The 16301-nt window shown below is 64.9% G+C and carries 18 protein-coding genes; 17 read left to right on the top strand and 1 reads right to left on the bottom strand.

Annotated features, from left to right (window positions below):
* Positions 1 to 157: 157 nt before the first annotated feature.
* Together BR71_RS07290 and pyrC are read left to right on the top strand one after the other, a co-directional pair.
* Positions 158 to 388: a sulfurtransferase TusA family protein gene (locus tag BR71_RS07290; RefSeq protein ID WP_043589636.1), complete on the top strand. Its 231-nt coding sequence runs from the start codon at positions 158 to 160 to the stop codon at positions 386 to 388.
* A gap of 199 nt (positions 389 to 587) precedes the next feature.
* Positions 588 to 1625: a dihydroorotase gene (gene pyrC / locus BR71_RS07285; protein WP_043634962.1), complete on the top strand. Its 1038-nt coding sequence runs from the start codon at positions 588 to 590 to the stop codon at positions 1623 to 1625.
* Positions 1626 to 1681: 56 nt separating this feature from the next.
* Here pyrC and BR71_RS07280 read toward each other — a convergent pair whose 3' ends face one another.
* Positions 1682 to 2023, bottom strand: a complete 342-nt coding sequence (locus BR71_RS07280) for an FKBP-type peptidyl-prolyl cis-trans isomerase (protein ID WP_043634959.1) — start codon at positions 2021 to 2023, stop codon at positions 1682 to 1684.
* A 302-nt stretch (positions 2024 to 2325) separates the two neighbouring features.
* On the opposite strand from BR71_RS07280, the gene BR71_RS07275 reads away from it, so the two are divergent.
* The 15 genes from BR71_RS07275 to BR71_RS23475 all read left to right on the top strand — a co-directional run.
* Positions 2326 to 3075 carry a sulfite exporter TauE/SafE family protein gene (locus BR71_RS07275; RefSeq protein WP_043589632.1) on the top strand — a complete coding sequence of 250 codons (750 nt, stop codon included), beginning with the start codon at positions 2326 to 2328 and terminating at the stop codon, positions 3073 to 3075.
* Between the two features lie 300 nt (positions 3076 to 3375).
* Positions 3376 to 4902, top strand: a complete 1527-nt coding sequence (locus BR71_RS07270; protein ID WP_205208305.1) for a 4-hydroxyphenylacetate 3-hydroxylase family protein — start codon at positions 3376 to 3378, stop codon at positions 4900 to 4902.
* Positions 4903 to 4925: 23 nt separating this feature from the next.
* Positions 4926 to 5972: an aromatic ring-hydroxylating dioxygenase subunit alpha gene (locus tag BR71_RS07265; RefSeq protein ID WP_052370410.1), complete on the top strand. Its 1047-nt coding sequence runs from the start codon at positions 4926 to 4928 to the stop codon at positions 5970 to 5972.
* 13 nt (positions 5973 to 5985) lie between these two features.
* Positions 5986 to 7359 carry a diaminobutyrate--2-oxoglutarate transaminase family protein gene (locus BR71_RS07260; protein WP_052370409.1) on the top strand — a complete coding sequence of 458 codons (1374 nt, stop codon included), beginning with the start codon at positions 5986 to 5988 and terminating at the stop codon, positions 7357 to 7359.
* A gap of 15 nt (positions 7360 to 7374) precedes the next feature.
* Complete coding sequence (locus BR71_RS07255) at positions 7375 to 8691, top strand: lysine N(6)-hydroxylase/L-ornithine N(5)-oxygenase family protein (RefSeq protein WP_043634949.1); 1317 nt, start codon at positions 7375 to 7377, stop codon at positions 8689 to 8691.
* On the top strand, positions 8672 to 9973 hold the full coding sequence (locus BR71_RS07250) for an NAD(P)/FAD-dependent oxidoreductase (protein ID WP_043634947.1): 1302 nt from the start codon (positions 8672 to 8674) through the stop codon (positions 9971 to 9973). Before BR71_RS07255 ends, BR71_RS07250 begins: the two co-directional genes overlap by 20 nt.
* A complete protein-coding gene (locus BR71_RS07245) occupies positions 9970 to 10602 on the top strand; it encodes an FMN-binding negative transcriptional regulator (RefSeq protein ID WP_081862590.1) in 633 nt (210 codons plus the stop codon). The genes BR71_RS07250 and BR71_RS07245 overlap by 4 nt, the downstream gene beginning before the upstream one ends.
* Positions 10595 to 11671 carry a cell division protein ZapE gene (zapE, locus tag BR71_RS07240; RefSeq protein ID WP_043634942.1) on the top strand — a complete coding sequence of 359 codons (1077 nt, stop codon included), beginning with the start codon at positions 10595 to 10597 and terminating at the stop codon, positions 11669 to 11671. The genes BR71_RS07245 and zapE overlap by 8 nt, the downstream gene beginning before the upstream one ends.
* Positions 11662 to 12051, top strand: coding sequence for a tautomerase family protein (locus BR71_RS07235; protein WP_043634939.1), 390 nt, complete (start codon positions 11662 to 11664; stop codon positions 12049 to 12051). Before zapE ends, BR71_RS07235 begins: the two co-directional genes overlap by 10 nt.
* The gene (locus tag BR71_RS07230) at positions 12048 to 12242 is read left to right on the top strand and encodes a hypothetical protein (RefSeq protein WP_043634937.1); all 195 of its coding nucleotides are present in this window, start codon (positions 12048 to 12050) and stop codon (positions 12240 to 12242) included. Before BR71_RS07235 ends, BR71_RS07230 begins: the two co-directional genes overlap by 4 nt.
* Before the next feature lie 19 nt (positions 12243 to 12261).
* Positions 12262 to 13143: an isocitrate lyase/PEP mutase family protein gene (locus tag BR71_RS07225; protein WP_043634934.1), complete on the top strand. Its 882-nt coding sequence runs from the start codon at positions 12262 to 12264 to the stop codon at positions 13141 to 13143.
* 104 nt (positions 13144 to 13247) lie between these two features.
* Positions 13248 to 14021, top strand: coding sequence for an isocitrate lyase/PEP mutase family protein (locus BR71_RS07220; RefSeq protein WP_043634929.1), 774 nt, complete (start codon positions 13248 to 13250; stop codon positions 14019 to 14021).
* A complete protein-coding gene (locus tag BR71_RS07215) occupies positions 14008 to 15081 on the top strand; it encodes a bifunctional transcriptional activator/DNA repair enzyme AdaA (RefSeq protein ID WP_043634927.1) in 1074 nt (357 codons plus the stop codon). Before BR71_RS07220 ends, BR71_RS07215 begins: the two co-directional genes overlap by 14 nt.
* 397 nt (positions 15082 to 15478) lie before the next feature.
* Positions 15479 to 15682, top strand: coding sequence for a cold-shock protein (locus BR71_RS07210; RefSeq protein ID WP_043634925.1), 204 nt, complete (start codon positions 15479 to 15481; stop codon positions 15680 to 15682).
* A gap of 391 nt (positions 15683 to 16073) precedes the next feature.
* Positions 16074 to 16301 (top strand): transposase (locus BR71_RS23475; protein ID WP_156038893.1); only part of this gene is annotated, 228 nt, incomplete at its 3' end.

The following is a 16301-nucleotide window of genomic DNA, read 5'->3' as shown; positions in this document are numbered from 1 at the left end:
TCGCGTAAACTTAGGGTTTAGGGAGCAGCCGCGGACAGTTCCGACCAGGCCTGTATTCCGCTCAATGTCCGCCGCGCGTTGGCGATGCGGCCTCGAACGGATTTCAAGCGGCCGGGCTTCTCTCCATTGTAACTGATAAGGCTGAGGAAGCCGGACCATGAATTTCGACAAAACCATAGACCTCTCCGGCCTCAACTGCCCGCTGCCCATCCTGCGCGCCAAGAAGGCGCTGGCGGAAATGGACAGCGGCGCGGTGCTGGAGGTGATCGCCACGGACCCCGGCGCGCCCAAGGACTTCGAAGCCTTCTGCCGTCAGACCGGCAACGCGCTGTTAACCTCGGACACCACGGCGGAAGGCAAATTCCGCATGGTGCTGAAACGGAAATAACCCCGATGGCTCAGAGCCTGTTTACAAGCTCGCAAGCAAAGGCGAGACAGCGCGCAAGCGGCTGAAGAAGCGGAATGTACACACGGTACATGAGCATTCTGAAGACCTGCTCACCATGCCTCGTTTCACGACACGCAGCAGCTTGTAAACCGGTTCTTTTTGGCCGCCGCCTTTTACATCGCTACCCGCAGGCAAGACCATGACGCAAACCCTGACCCTGATCCGCCCCGATGACTGGCATCTTCACCTGCGCGACGGCGCGGCGCTGGCCGCCGTATTACCCGACACCTGTCGCCAGATGGGCCGCGCCATCATCATGCCCAATCTCAAGCCGCCGGTGACCACCGTGGACGCCGCGGCCGCCTACCGCGAGCGCATCCTGGCCGCGCGCCCGGCCGGCAGCCGCTTCGAGCCGCTGATGACGCTGTACCTGACCGACAACACCTCGCCGGCGGAAATCCGCAAGGCCAAGGCCAGCGGCTTCGTCCACGCAGTCAAGCTCTACCCGGCCGGCGCCACCACGAATTCGGACTTCGGCGTGTCCGACGTCAACAAAGCCATGCCGGCGCTGGAAACCATGGCCGAAACCGGCCTGCCGCTGCTGGTTCACGGCGAAGTCACCGACCCGGCCATCGACGTGTTCGACCGCGAGGCGGCCTTCATCGAGCAGGTGTTCCAACCCTTGCTGGCCAAACTGCCCTCGCTGCGCGTGGTGTTCGAGCACATCACCACCCGCGACGCCGCCGAATACGTGGCCGCCGCGCCGGACAACGTCGCCGCCACCATCACCGCCCACCACCTGCTGATGAACCGCAATGCGCTGTTCGTCGGCGGCATCCGCCCGCATCATTATTGCCTGCCGGTACTCAAGCGCGAGCTGCACCGCCAGGCGCTGCTCAAGGCCGCCACCAGCGGCTCCGCCAAGTTCTTCCTCGGCACCGACAGCGCGCCGCACGCGCGCCACGCCAAGGAGAGCAGCTGCGGCTGCGCCGGCATGTACACCGCCAACGCCGCCATCGAGCTGTACGCCGAGGCCTTCGAAGCAGCGGGCGCGCTGGACAAGCTGGAAGCCTTCGCCAGCCTCAACGGCCCGGCCTTCTACCGTCTGCCGGCCAACAAAGAGCGCGTGACCCTGGCCAAGCAAGCATGGACGGTGCCGGACACGTTGCCTTACGACGGCGACGCGCTGGTGCCGCTGCGCGCCGGGGAAAGCATGGCCTGGAAACTGCTGGACTAAGAACCATGGCGAACAACACCTGGCCCCAGCGCCGGTGTGTTGTTCGCCATGCCGCCTCAATCATCGCGGGTCAGCACTTCCAGCAGCTCGATCTCGAACAAGAGATTGGAATTGGGCTTGATGTGAGCGCCGATCTGACGCTCGCCGTAAGCCAGGCGCGCCGGCACGTACAGCCGGCGCTTGCCGCCCACCTTCATGCCCATCAACCCTTGGTCCCAGCCTTTGATCACGCGGCCCGTGCCGATCACGCACTGGAACGGCCTTCCTTTCGCGTGGGACGAATCGAACTCGGTGCCGTCTTCCAGCCAACCGGTGTACTGCGTGGTGATCAAGGCGCCCTTGACCACCTCCTTGCCTGCGCCTTCCACCAAATCGGTGATTTGCAGTTCATCGCTCATCTTGCTTCCTCGCCTTTCATCCGCCGCGGATGATAGCGGACTCTCCCCGTCGCGGCGAGTCCGGCTCGCCGACTAGCGCCGTTGTCGCGCGTAAAACTTTTTCTACAAATATATTAATCATTAAATGCAATTCAAATACTACAACAACAAACATTCCCATTTGACATACATCATGGCAAATCAGTAGGATGCAAACACTTGAGAACGGCTGATCCAATACAAAATAGCCGTCGGAGAAATAGCAGGAGCCGTCGGTTCACCCCCCATGGGTGCGCGTGACCGGCGGGCCAGGAGAAACCCCTATGTTGCTGGATTTGCCATGGCAAGACCTGAGCGCCATCTTTGCGGCGGTCACCATTGCTTACGTGATTTTCGGCGTGGCCGGTTTTGGCACCGCCCTGGTCGCCAGCCCGGTGCTGGCCATTTTCATCCCGGTATCCAAGATCGTGCCGTTGCTGGCGCTGATGGACATGTTCGCCGCCTTCAGCAATATCCTGCGCGACGGCCGCAAGGCGGACCTGGGCGAACTGAAACGCCTGATTCCGCTCATGGTGGCCGGCAGCCTGATCGGCGCCGCCATCTTGCTGAAAACACGGCCGGACGCGCTGCTGCTGGCTTTGGGCGTGTTTGTGGTGGCTTATTCTCTTTATTCGCTCAGCGGCCTCAGTCCCAAGCGGCAATTCCAGCCACGCGCGGCGGTCCCCTTCGGCTTGGTGGGCGGCGTGTTCAGCGCGCTGTTCGGCAGCGGCGGCTTCATCTACGCCATTTACCTATCCGGCCGCATCGAACAAAAAGAACACTTGCGCATCACCCAAACCACGCTGATCGGCCTGAGCACCCTGACCCGGGTCGTGCTGTTCGCGCTGGCCGGCGTCTATATGGATGCCTCCCTGCTGCTGCTGGCGCTGATTCTGGCGCCGGCCATGCTGTGCGGGGTGTTCGCCGGCCGCCACATCACCCTGCGGCTGACACGTGAACAATTCATCCGGGTGATCAATACCGTCGTCCTGTTTTCCGGCATCGTCCTGCTAGGCCGTTACTTCAGCCACTGAAAATGTGTTTACGCTCTCGCAAGCCAAGGCGAGATCAGGTGAAAACCGCTGAGAAAGCGGAATGTACAGATGGTACACAAGCATTTCGAAGGGGTTTTCAACGCCGTATCGCCAATGCGCAGCGATCGTAAACAGATGCTGAGCGGCCCCCACTACGCAATACCGCTGTAGCCATCCCCCGGTCGCGACCACGCGCGGCCGCGCTCATGGCGCCGATTCTCTCATCCCTGACGGGAGGGCCCGCTGTCGCCCGCAGTCCGGGAGTGTGTTTGCTGCTCTTACAATGATGAGGAGTGCCAAGTGAATCATGCTGCATTGAACGAAATGATGACGCCGGAAGAGTATCTGGCCAGCCTCAACGACGGCCGCGAAGTTTACATCTACGGCCAGAAGGTGGCGGACGTCAGCCGGCACCCGGCTTTCCGCAACAGCGCCTACTCGATGTCGCGGCTGTACGAGGCGCTGCACCACCCGGACAGCCAGGAGTTGATGACCGACATCGACCCGGAGGGCTATCGCACCCACCGCTATTTCATGCCCAGCCGCTCCTGTGAGGACTTGCTCAAGGCTCGCGACGCCATTGCCCACTGGTCGCGGCTGACTTATGGCTTCATGGGCCGCACCCCGGACTACAAGGCCGGTTTCACCGCCACGCTGAAATCCGACCCCCATCTGTACGCGCCCTTCCACGACAACGCGCTGAACTGGTATCGCCAGAGCGCGCGCAAGGTGCTGTTCCTCAACCATGTGCTGGTGAACCCGCCGGCGGGCCGCGCCCGCGCCGCCTCGGAGATGCGCGATCTTTACCTGCACGTGGAGAAGGAAACCGACGCCGGCATCATCGTGCGCGGCGCCAAGATGGTGGCCACCAGCGCCGCCATCTCCAACGCCACCTTCGTCGCCCAGAACAGCGCCGCTCAATACCAGCCAGGCGGCGAGGAGGACTTCGCGCTGTGCTTCATCCTGCCGATGAACGCGCCCAACCTCAAAATCATCTGCCGCCGCTCCTACGAGGCCTCGGCGCTCAGCCCATTCGACAATCCGCTGTCCAGCCGCTTCGACGAAAACGACTCGGTGCTGATCTTCGACGGCGTGTTCGTGCCCTGGGAAAACGTGCTGATCTACCGCGACATCGAGCGCGCGCGCAGCTTCTATTCCGCCTCCGGCTTCCTCAACCGCTACCCGCTGCAATCCGGCACCCGGCTGGCGGTGAAGATGGACTTCATCTGCGGCCTGCTGGCCAAGGTGCTGGAGTCCAACGGCAGTGACGGCTTCCGCGGCGTGCGTACCCGGTTGGCGGACATCGTGGCGCTGCGCAACCTGATGTGGTCGCTGACCGAATCGCTGTGCCACAACCCGGAACCGCGCCGCGACGGCTCGGTGGTGCCGCGGCTGGAAGCCGCCTCCACGGTGCGCTATTTCGGCACCCAGATGATGTCCCAGCTCAAACCGGTGTTCAACACCATACTCGGCGGCTCGCCCATCATGCAGGTGTCCAGCTGGCTGGACCTGGCCAACCCGGAGCTCAAGGAGCTGATCGGCTGCTACTTCCAGGGCACGGATCAGGAGGCGGTGGATCGTCTCAAGCTGATCAAGCTGCTGTGGGACGCGCTGGGCAGCGAGTTCGGCGGACGCCACGAGTTGTACGAGCACAATTACGCCGGCAACAACGAGCAAGTGCGGCTGGACATGCTGCGCCACTGCGAGAGCAGCGGCGTGCTGGAGCAATGCCGCGCCTTGGTGGACGACTGCATGGCCGACTACACGCCGGACGGCTGGGCGCGTCCGGGCTGGCAGTTCGACGGCGCTTGCCGCGACCGCGTTTGAACCGGACCGGAAAGGAGGCAAGCATGCTGTACGCAGGCAAATGGGACCGCGCCGGTCTGGATTACCAAGCCTTGAAGAACCAATGGCACGTGGTGGCGCGCGCCGAAGAAGTCGGCGCCGAACGCCCCAAGGCGGTGCGGCTGCTGGGCGAAGAACTGGTGCTGTGGCGCGACGGTGCCGGCCAGATCCACGCCTGGAAGGACTATTGCGGCCATCGCGGCGCCAAACTGTCGCTGGGTTGCGTCAAGAAGGGGGAGATCGAATGCCCATACCACGGCTGGCGCTTCGACGCCGGCGGTCAGTGCACGCGGGTGCCCGCCCACCCGGACCAGGCCACGCCCTCGTCGGCGCGCTTGATCTTCCGTCACCACGCGGCCGAACGCTACGGTCTGATCTGGGCCAGCCTGGACGCGCCGCAGCGGCCGCTGCCGGTGTTCCCGGAATGGGAGGATGGCAGTTTCCGTAAAGTGTTCGCCGGCCCCTACCGCTATATGGGCAACGCTTTGCGCTCGGTGGAAAACTTTCTCGACGCCTCGCATTTCCCCTTCGTCCACGCCAATCTCAACGGCGACCCGGACGCGCCGGAGCCGCTGCCGGACTACCAGGTGTTCAAGGACGAACACGGGCTGCACACCTCGGAAATATCGGTGTTCCAACCCTACGGCGACCACCGCGGCATCCCGGTCACCGCGCGCTACACCTACTCGGTGTTCAACCCCACCACCGCCTACTTCGTCAAGAAGACCGGCGACACCGAGCGCTTCTGCACTTTCCTCAACGCCACCCCGGTGGACGAAGCCGAGTGCGTGATCTGGCTGATCGTGGCCATCAACTTCGGCGCCGACTTGAGCGAGGAAAAAATCCTCTACCGCCAGGACATGGTGTTCGAACAGGACCGGCTGATCGTGGAATCGCAGCGACCGGCGCGGCTGCCGCTGGACATCCAGCAGGAAATGCACGTTCGCAGCGACCGGCTGGGCATCGAATACCGGCGCTGGATCAAGGAACTGGGCCTGCGCGCCGACGCGCCAAACCACGCCGAGCCGCGCGCCGCGGCCTTGCTGAACTGACAGGGAGCAAGCGATGGATGCATTTGAACCCCGCCGCCTCCAGCTGGCCGAGCGCGAATCGAACGCGCGCACCTACGCGCGCGGCATAGACCGCGTGATCAGCCGCGGCGAGCTGGCCCGAGTCTACGACAGCGAAGGCCGCGAATACCTGGACTGCCTGGCCTGCGCCGGCGCGCTGCCGCTGGGCCACAACCATCCCTTCGTCCAACAGCGGGTGGCTGCTTTTCTGCAATCCGGCCAGCTGCAACAGGCGCTGGACATCGCCACCCCGGCCAAGCTCGCCTTTGTCGAACAGCTATATCAGGCGCTGCCCGCCGGCTTCGCCGAACACGCCAAGGTGCAGTTCTGCGGCCCGTCCGGCTCCGACGCGGTGGAAGCCGCGCTCAAGCTGTTCAAGACCGCCACCGGCCGCCGCCCGGTGCTGGCCTTCCAGGGCGCTTACCACGGCATGACCATGGGCGCGCTGGGCATGATGGGCAATCTGGGGCCGAAACAGGCGGTCAGCGGCTACCCGGCGGAAATCCAGTTCCTGCCGTTTCCCTACGCCTACCGCAGCCCCTTCGGCGCAGACGCCGCCGAGACCGAGCGGCTGTCCCTGGCCTATTTGGAAAACCTGCTGTCCGATCCGGAAAGCGGCGTCGGCAAACCGGCCATGCTGCTGGTGGAACCCATCCAGGGCGAAGGCGGCTGTATCCCGGCCAGCGCCGGCTGGCTGCGCGGCCTGCGCGAAATCACCGCGCGCCACGACGTGCCGCTGGTAATGGACGAGGTGCAAACCGGCTTCGGCCGCAGCGGCGATATGTTCGCCCATGAATGGGCCGACATCGTGCCGGACGCCATCATCCTGTCCAAGGCGGTGGGCGGCGGTTACCCGCTAGCCCTGGTGGCCTACCACCAAAAATACGACCGCTGGGCGCCCGGCGCCCACGCCGGCACCTTCCGCGGCAACCAGATCGCCTTGGTCAGCGGCGCGGCCACGATGGAATACCTGCGCCAGCCCGGCGTGCTGGAGCAAGTGCGGGAGGTGGGCCAACTCCTGCGCCAGAAGCTGCAAGCGCTGCAAACGCGCTTTTCCTGCATTGGCGACGTGCGCGGCCGCGGCCTGATGCTGGGCGTGGAGCTGATAGACCCCAACGGCGCGCCGGACGCGCTGGGCCACCCGCCGGCCAACGGCTTGCTGGCCAAGGCGCTCAAGCGCGCCTGTCTGGAACACGGCCTGATCCTGGAGAGCGGCGGCCGTCACGGCGCGGTGATGCGGCTGCTGCCGCCGCTGATCATCAGCGCCGACGACGCGGAAGAAATCGTCCGTCGTTTTGAAACCGCGCTGACCCGCCTGTGGCCCGCCGCCCCGGCCGCCGCGCACGCACCGGCCGCCATGGCCTTTTGAACCTGGAGCGACAGCATGACGCACACCGTACACGACATCATCGGCATCGGCTTCGGCCCCGCCAACATCGCACTGGCCATCGCGCTGGAAGAACTGGCGCCGCAGCTGTCCGTGCGCTTCCTGGAACGGCGGCCCTCCGCCGCCTGGCAGCCGGGCATGCTGCTGGAAGGCTCGGACATCCAAAACCACCCGCTGCGCGACCTGGTCACTCCGCGCAACCCGCGCAGCCGCTACACCTTCACCAACTTCCTGCACGAGCACAACCGGCTCTATCAGCACCTGAACCTGCCGCTGCACTACCCGCTGCGGCTGGAGTACGCGCAATACGTCGGTTGGGTCGCCGGCTGCTTCCAGCACCAGGTGGAATACCAGCGCGAAGTCATCGACATCCTGCCGGTCAACGACAGCGACGGCGAGCTCAGCCATTACCGCGTGCTGTGCGCCGACGGCCGCGAGTACCTGGCGCTCAGCGTGGTGCTGGCGCCAGGCCGCACCCCCAACATCCCGGAACCATTCCAGCGCGCGCCGGACCCGCGCGTGGTCCACCTCAACCACTACCTGCCGGCGCTGGAACAATTGAAAGCCAAAGGCGGCGGCAGGGTGGCGGTGATAGGCGGCAGCCAGAGCGCGGTGGAAATCCTGCTGCACGCCAGTTCCGAGCCGGCGCTGACGCGCGTGGTCGGCGTTACCCGCAACTTCGGCTACCGCCAGAAAGACACCAGCCCCTTCTCCGACGAGGTCTATTTCCCCGCCTTCGTCGACGCCTTCTTCGCCGCCAGCCCGGAACACAAGGACAGGCTGCGTCAGGAGCTGGTATTCACCAATTATTCGGCCGCCGACATCGACGTGCTCAACCAGCTCTACGTCAAACAATACGCCAACCGGTTACAGGACAAGGACAGCCTGGCCCTGCTCACCTGCATGGAAACCGAGGCCTGCGAACCCGGCGCCGACGGCGTCACCCTGCGGCTGCGCCACTTCCTGGGCGGCGACGCGGTCAGCGAAACCGTGGACTTGGTGGTGCTGGCCACCGGCTTCCTAGACCTGGGCCGCGGCCCCAAGCGCGAGCCCTGGCCGCGCGTGCTGGAGACGCTGTCGCCGCAGTTGTGCGCCGAGCGCGACACCGTGGACATCACGCTGGACTACCGCGTGCGGCTGCAAGGCGCGGCCGACCGCGGCGCGCCGCTGTACCTGAACGGCCTGTGCGAATCCTCTCACGGCATGGGCGACGCCGGCTCCTTCAGCCTGCTGGCGCTGCGTTCTCAAGCCATCGTGCAATCCCTGGCGGCGCGGCTGGAACAAGGATCGCGACATGACGGCATCCGCGCTTGACGCTCTGCTGAGCGCCGCCACCGGCTGGCAGGCGCGCGCTCCGCGGCTGCTGGCGGCCAAGGCCGACGCGCTGCCGGTCAGTTGCGAACTGGCGGTGATAGGCGCCGGCCTCACCGGACTGTCGGCGGCGCTGACCGCCGCCGAGGCCGGCTGCTCGGTGGTGGTGCTGGAGGCCGACGCCGTCGGCGGCGGCGCCACCGGCCGCAACTCCGGTTTCGTGGTGCCGGTGCCGGCGCGCTGCGGCCCGCCGGAGCTGCGCGCCTGGCTGGGCCCGCAGGCCGAGGGCTATCTGGCCGGCCTAAGCGAAGCCGCGGCCGAACTGCTGGCGCTGCCGGAAGCCAGCCCGGTCCGCAAAGGCTGGATGCAATTGTTCTCCGCCCCCGGCTCCGCGCAGGCCTCCGCCCTGGCCTGGCGCCGGCTGGGCGTGCGCGCCCGCGCGCTGGACGCCGAACAGGCGCAAGCCCTGACCGCCGCCGCCGGCTACCACTGCGGCCTGCTGTTCGAGGACGGCGGCCAGATCGACCCGCTGGCGCTGGCGCGCGCCCTGGCCGAACGCTGCCGCCAACGCGGCGTGATCCTGCTGGAACGCTGTCCGGCCAAGCTGGTGGAACGGGAAAGCCGGGACGGCATGCACGTGATCCGCACCCCGCGCGGCAGCCTGCGCGCGGGCCGCGTGCTCATGGCCGGCAACGCATACAGCCGCGACGGCATAGCCGCGGTCGCCCGACACAGCGTGCCGCTGACGCTGGCGCTCGGGCAATTCGAACTGAGCGCGGAACAACAGGCGCGGGTGCTGCCCGCCGACATCCCCTTCTCCGACAATCGCCGCGATATGTGGTTTTTCCGCAAAATGCCGGAAGGCCAATTGCTGACCGGCCTGTTCGCGCTGAGGCCAGACGCCGAAACGGAGCAATACGCCGCCGCCTTGCGCCAGCGCGTCCGCACCGTCTTCGGCATGGAGCTCGACGCCGCTCCACGGCTATGGGCCGGACAAGTCGGCCTTACTCCGTCCGGCCTGCCCAGCTTGCAACGCGTCGGCGACGGCGTCCTGGCCTGGACCGGCTGCAACGGCCGCGGCCTGGCGCTGTCCTTCATGCTGGGCCAAACCCTGGCGCGCCAACTGATCGGCGCCGGCCCGGCCCTATTGCCGTTCAATCCGCGTCCGCTGCGCGGCCGCTCGCTGCTAAAGTGGATGACCGAAGCGGTCATCGCCCACGACCGGCGCCGGCGCGACCGGCTCACGCCGGCCGAACCTCGCTCGCCAAAGGAAGCTACCCCGTGAGTTCATGCGCTTTCCATTATCAGGAATACTGCTGTACCCGCCCCGAGCTGATCGACCGGATGATCGCCCGCTACCCGCTGGCGCTGATCAGCAGTGAATACCAGGGCCGTCCGCACGCCAGCCATATCCCGCTGTTCCGCGTCTCCGACCGCAGCCTGTTCGGCCACGTAGACCGCCGCAACCCTCAATTCCAGGGCCGCGGCCGCTTTCCCGCGCGCTTGGTTTTCATGGGGCCGCAAAGCTATATCCCGCCGGAGGCCTACCGCAGCCGCTTGCTGCCCACCTGGAATTACATTGCGGTGCACATGGACGCCGAGATCGAAATCCTCGACGACCTGGAATCGGCCCGCCGCGCGCTGAGCGACACTTGCGAGCGGCTGCAGCCGCCCCAGGCGCCGTTCCAGTACGAGGCCGCCGATCCCCGAGTCATCGCCAACGCGCCGCACATCCTCGGCCTGCGCGTTCATGTGCTGCGCGAGGAAGGCCGCTTTAAACTCTCGCAGGACAAAAAGCCGGAAGACCAGCAAGCGGCGCTGGATCATCTGCTGCGCCGCGACGAGGCCGGGGAGCGCGCGCTGCTGGAGGAGCTGCTGCAATTTGCCGCAACCGCGGAGCACGCGCATGGCTGACCCCTCCGAGCTGGCCCGGCGCTTCATCGATCAAGGCGTCACGCTGGACCCCGGCCAGCGCCGCGCCGCCGATGCGCTGGACGCGCTGCGCCTCCAAACGCGGACCGCCCCCGCCTGGCCGCTGCGCCGGCCGTCGCCGCAAACCGGCGCCTATCTGTGGGGCGAGCCCGGCCGCGGCAAGACCATGCTGATGGACGGACTGTTCGCCTTGTCCACCGCGCCGGCGCAACGCATCCATTACCACCAGTTCCTGCGCGACCTGCACCGCGGCCTGGCCCAGTCCGGCGGCGAGCAAGCCAACTACCTGCCCGCGCTGGCGCGGCGCGTGGCCGCGCAAAGCCGCTTGTTCTGCCTGGACGAATTCCATCTGCACGACATCGCCGACGCCATCCTGATGGAGCGCTTCCTGACCGTGCTGTTGGAAGAACGGGTGCTGGTGATCCTGACCTCCAATTACGCGCCGGAACAACTGCTGCCGGACCCGCAACTGCATCGCTACGCGCTGCGCGTCATCGCGCTGATCCAGCGCCACATGCAGGTGCTGCACCTGGACGGCGACCGCGACTACCGCTATCGCGAAGCCGCCGCCGGCGAACACTATCTGCACCCTTGCGGCGCGGAAGCCGAGCAAGCCCTGCGCCGGCTGCTGCAAGAGCAGGGCCGAACCATCGGCCCCGCCGCCGCCGTCTCGCTGTCCGGGCGGCCGCTGTCCGCGCGGGCGCAAAGCCCGGACTGCATCTGGTTCGACTTCGAAACCATCTGCCTGGGCCCGCGCTCGCACCTGGATTACCTGGAGATGTCGGAACGCTGGCACACCGTCGTCGTCTCCGACATCGCCCAAGCGCAGTTGAACAAGGCCGACGGCCTGCGCCGCTTCATCTGGCTGGTGGACGTGCTCTACGACCGCCGCCAGTGTTTATTGCTGATTTCCGAACGCCCAATCGAAACCATGCTGCGCGACGCCACGCTGTCGGCGGATACCCATCGCACGCTGAGCCGGCTCGCCGAAATGCAATCCGCCTCCTTCGCCGCCGCCACCGCCATCGAAATGAGCCCGCTATGCCAATAGTCAGAATCGAAGACGCCGCCGCTCGCACGCCGACCCAACGCCAAGCCATCGTTCACTGCGTCTACGACGCGCTGCGCGCCGTGTTCGGCGTCAGCGACGAAGAGCTGCAGGCGCGCTACCAGCGCTTCGCGCAGGAAGATCTGCTGCCGCCGGGCGGAGACCCGGACTACCTGCACATCGAGATCACCGTCTTCGCCGGCCGCAAACCGGAGACCAAGAAAAAACTCTACGCCAAGCTGGCCGCCGACCTGGCCGCGCTGCTGGACATCTCGCCCGCCTCGGTGCTGATTCTGCTGCGCGAGGAGGCCGCGGACAACTGGGGCATGCGCGGCGGCCTGCCCGCCAGCGAAATCGATTTCGGCTACGCCATCTCCGTATGATGAGCCAGCACCCGCAGGCCCTGCGCCAAAAGCTGGGCAGCTTCGCCACCGGCGTCGCCGACGCCTCGGGACTAGAGCCTCAAGCAAATGCGAGACAAGGCGAAAACGCGCGCAAGCGCGCACCGTTCACGCAGGAACGCCACGGCGCGCCGCTGATCGACACGGCCAGTACCATCCAACCCATCCCCTAGCCACTCTGGAACCCCAAACATGACGCAAAACAGCAAACACGTCCTGCGCAGCCTGATAGCAAGCCGCTCCGGCCTGCTGGTGCCCGGCGCCTACAACGCGCTGAGCGCTCGCATCGTCGAAGACCTCGGCTTCGGCGCGCTTTACCTGACCGGCGCCGGCCTGACCAATATGCAGCTGGGCCTGCCCGACCTGGGCTTCGTCGGCCTGAAAGAAGTGGCGGACCAGGTTTCCGCCATCCGCGACGCGGTGTCGATTCCCCTCATCGTCGATGCCGACACCGGCTTTGGCAACGCGCTCAATGTGCGCCGCACCGTGCGTGTGCTGGAACGCGCCGGCGCCGACGCCATCCAGTTGGAAGATCAGGTACTCCCCAAGAAATGCGGCCATTTCGCCGGCCAAAACCTGATCAGCGCCGCCGAGATGTGCGGCAAACTGCAGGCGGCGGCGGACGCGCGCCAGGATGAAAACCTGATGATCATCGCCCGAACCGACGCCTGCGCGGTGGATGGCATAGACGCCGCCATTGAACGCGCCGGCCGCTACGCCGAGGCCGGCGCCGATGTGCTGTTCATCGAAGCGGTACGGGAACTGGACGACATCCGCCGCCTGCCGGCGCTGTTCGACCAACCCCTGCTAATGAATATCGTCATCGGCGGCAAAACCCCGGCGCTGAGCGCCGCCGATCTGAAGGAACTGGGCTACGGCCTGGTGCTATACGCCAACGCCGCGCTGCAAGGCGCCGTGCTGGGCATGCAGCGGGCGTTGGGCACGTTGGCCCGCGACGGCATCCTGCAGGAAGACCCGCAACTGGTGACCCCGTTCACCGAACGTCAGCGCCTGGTCAACAAGCCGCTCTACGACGAACTAGACGCGCGCTACGGCGCGGCCGGGCGGGACTGAGCCACTTGCGGGCGGCAAGCCGCCCGCAAAATACTCGTCCGATTTTCGGTTGTGACGGTCTTGGGCGCCCCCTAAGCTGTGCGCATTTCAACCGGAGCACACCCATGGACTTCGCCGCCCTGCACCACCAAGCCGAACCGCTGTTGATCGCCAATGTCTGGGACGCAGTCAGCGCCCGCCTCGCCGAACAGGCCGGCTATGCCGCCATCGGCACCTCCAGCGCGGCGATGGCCGCCATGCTGGGCCACGAGGATGGCGAACAACTCGGCTTTGCCGAATTGCGCCAGCTTGTCGCCCGCCTGCGCACCGCCAGCCGCCTGCCCCTGAGCGTGGACATGGAAGCCGGCTACGGCGACAGCCCCGAGCGCATCGCCGCCAATCTGAGCGAACTGGCCGCGCTCGGCGTCGTCGGCGTCAATCTGGAAGACAGCCTGGTGCGCCAAGGCCGGCGCAGCCTGCAGGACGCGGCGGCATTCGCCGCCATGTTGACGGCGGTGCGGACAGCGCTGCGCCAAGCCGGCCACACGCTATTCCTCAATGTTCGCACCGATCCCTTCCTGCTGGGCCTGTCCGACGCGCAAGCGCAGACCATCGCCCGCGGCCGCCTATACGCCGCCCACGGCGCCGACGGCCTGTTCGTGCCTTGCGTTGTGCAAGAAACGGACATTCGCGCCATCGTCGAAGCGGTGCCGCTGCCCTTGAATGTGATGTGCATGCCGGCCTTGCCGGACTTTGCCGCGCTGGCGCGGCTGGGCGTCGAACGCCTCTCCATGGGCAATGCCGTCCACGAACAATTGCAGCGCAGCTTGCTGAACATGCTGCACAATATTCGCGCCCAACAATCCTTCCAGGCCGTCTTCACCCATGCTGATCACTGACACCGAACAGGCCGACGGCTATTACCGGGCGCTGCTGGAACGCGCCGAGGCATACAACGGCATTTTCTTCGTCGCCGTCCGCACCACCGGCGTGTTCTGCATCGCCAGTTGCCGCGCGCGCAAGCCGAAACGGGAAAACGTAGAGTTTCACTCCAGCTTCAAATCCGCGCTGGACGCGGGCTTCCGCCCCTGCAAGATCTGCCGCCCCACCGAGAACGCCCACGCCGCGCCGCCGGCGGTGGCCCAGGTCATGACCTGGCTGCGGGCCAGCCCCAAGGACCGGATCAGCGATGGCCAGCTCAGACAGCGCGGCATCAGCCCGGAAGCGCTGCGCCGCTGGTTTCTCCAGCACCACGGCATCACCTTCCACGCCTTCCAGCGCATGCTGCGGGTCAATACCGCGTTACAGGAGCTGAAAGGTGGCCGCAGCGCCACCGAAGTGGCCCTAGACAATGGCTATGACTCGCTCAGCGGCTTCGCCTACACCTATAAAAAACTGACCGGCAGCGCCCCCAGCAACAGCGCGCGCGTCATCCTGTTGCACCGCTTCACCACCCCGCTGGGCCCGATGCTGGCCTGCGCAACGGAACGCGGCCTGTGCCTGCTGGAATTCACCGACCGACGCATGCTGGAAACCGAATTCAAAGACCTGCAACGCCTGCTCAAGGCGCGGATCATCGCCGGGGAGAACGCGCACACCCAGCAGGCCGAGAGAGAAATTGGCGAATACTTCGCTGGCCGTCGCAGACACTTCGACGTGGAACTGGAAACGCCAGGCAGTGAATTCCAGCAAGAAGTTTGGCAAAGCCTGAGGATGCTGGACTACGGAAGCACCCACAGCTACCAGAGCCTGGCGGAACGGATAGGCCACCCCAGCGCGGTGCGCGCGGTGGCCGCCGCCAATGGAGCCAACCGCATCGCCATCATCGTTCCCTGCCACCGCGTGCTGGGCAAGAACGGCGCGCTGACCGGCTATGGCGGTGGCCTGGCGCGCAAGCAATGGCTGCTGGAACACGAACGCGGGCCGGACGCGAACTCGACGTCCAGACTGGAAGCTTAGAGCCTGTCCAAAGTCTCCAAAGCGCGGGCGAGACAAAGCTAAAACAGCAGAGAAACGGAGGACACAAGGGGTACATGAGCATTTAACAAAACCCCTGACCCTGCTCAGCCTCCTTGTCGAACAACTGCCTGCGTCGGCTCGTCTTGGTCCAAGCTCCGGCAAGGCATTGTTAGCGGCCCTTAATTGGTTTTTTTCCGGCAGCCTTGCTAGCGTTTTAAAAATTACTGTTGACCTCTACGCCACTTTCCTGTAAAAAGTCCGGGCAGGATCTTCAAGCGTCATATCTATCGATACCTCGTTGCCCATCAAACTGGGTCTTCATTGTTTCCATATCTATTCCTTGATTATCATGCCATACGATAATTTTATTGTCCTTAACTGACACATGGAGTGCATTATGGAAACTGGTACCGTTAAATTTTTCAATGACGCAAAAGGCTTTGGCTTTATCACCCCGGACAATGGCGGCGACGATCTGTTCGCTCACTTCTCCGAAATTCGCGCGGATGGCTTCAAGTCCCTGCGTGAAGGTCAAAAAGTAAGCTACACCCGCGCAATGGGCCAAAAAGGCCCGGCAGCGTCCGCGATTCAGCCGCTCTAAGAACGTACTGACGATCTCGCGAGCTAAGCAAGACAAGGCGAAAACGAGCGAAAAAGCGGAATGTACTGTGGTACATGAGCATTTTGAGCTCGGTTTCAAGGCCGTATCGCCGACGCGCAGCAGATCGTAAATAGGCTCTAAGCATTACAGCGCCTAAATGACAAAGCCCCATATGGGGCTTTTTGTATTTTAAAAATAAGACCTGCCTTGAGGCGGGTTTTATTTTTTGGCAGGCCGTAATATGTAGGCCTTATTGGGGGCAAGTCCGCCGAGCTCAATGAGAAAGAGTTGAACACCACGGGCATGCCGACACCCCCAGAGAAACGCTTGCTAATAAGACCCGCTAACAAAACCTCTTGATGTCAGATGCGTATGCCCGCATTTGGCGAAGATGAAACGGAAAGTCGTCAGTCAGAAGCTCTGGAAGTCATTGCAACCACTACTTCCTCCACCACCGCGTTCCCGCCGGGGTGGGCGGCCGCGGTTGGATGATTTTGCCGCCCTCAACGGCATCTTGTTTGTTCTCACTACCGGCATTCCTTGGGAGGACCTCCCACAGGAACTCGGTTTTGGCAGCGGTATGACCTGCTGGCGAAGACTGCGCGATTGGCAAGCGCTA

Origin of the sequence: Chromobacterium haemolyticum DSM 19808 (assembly GCF_000711885.1) — a bacterium.
In the GTDB taxonomy this organism is placed as follows: Bacteria; Pseudomonadota; Gammaproteobacteria; order Burkholderiales; family Chromobacteriaceae; genus Chromobacterium; species Chromobacterium haemolyticum.
The sequence above is the reverse complement of the archived record's forward strand: the minus strand, read 5'-3'. Positions and strand labels throughout refer to the sequence as shown.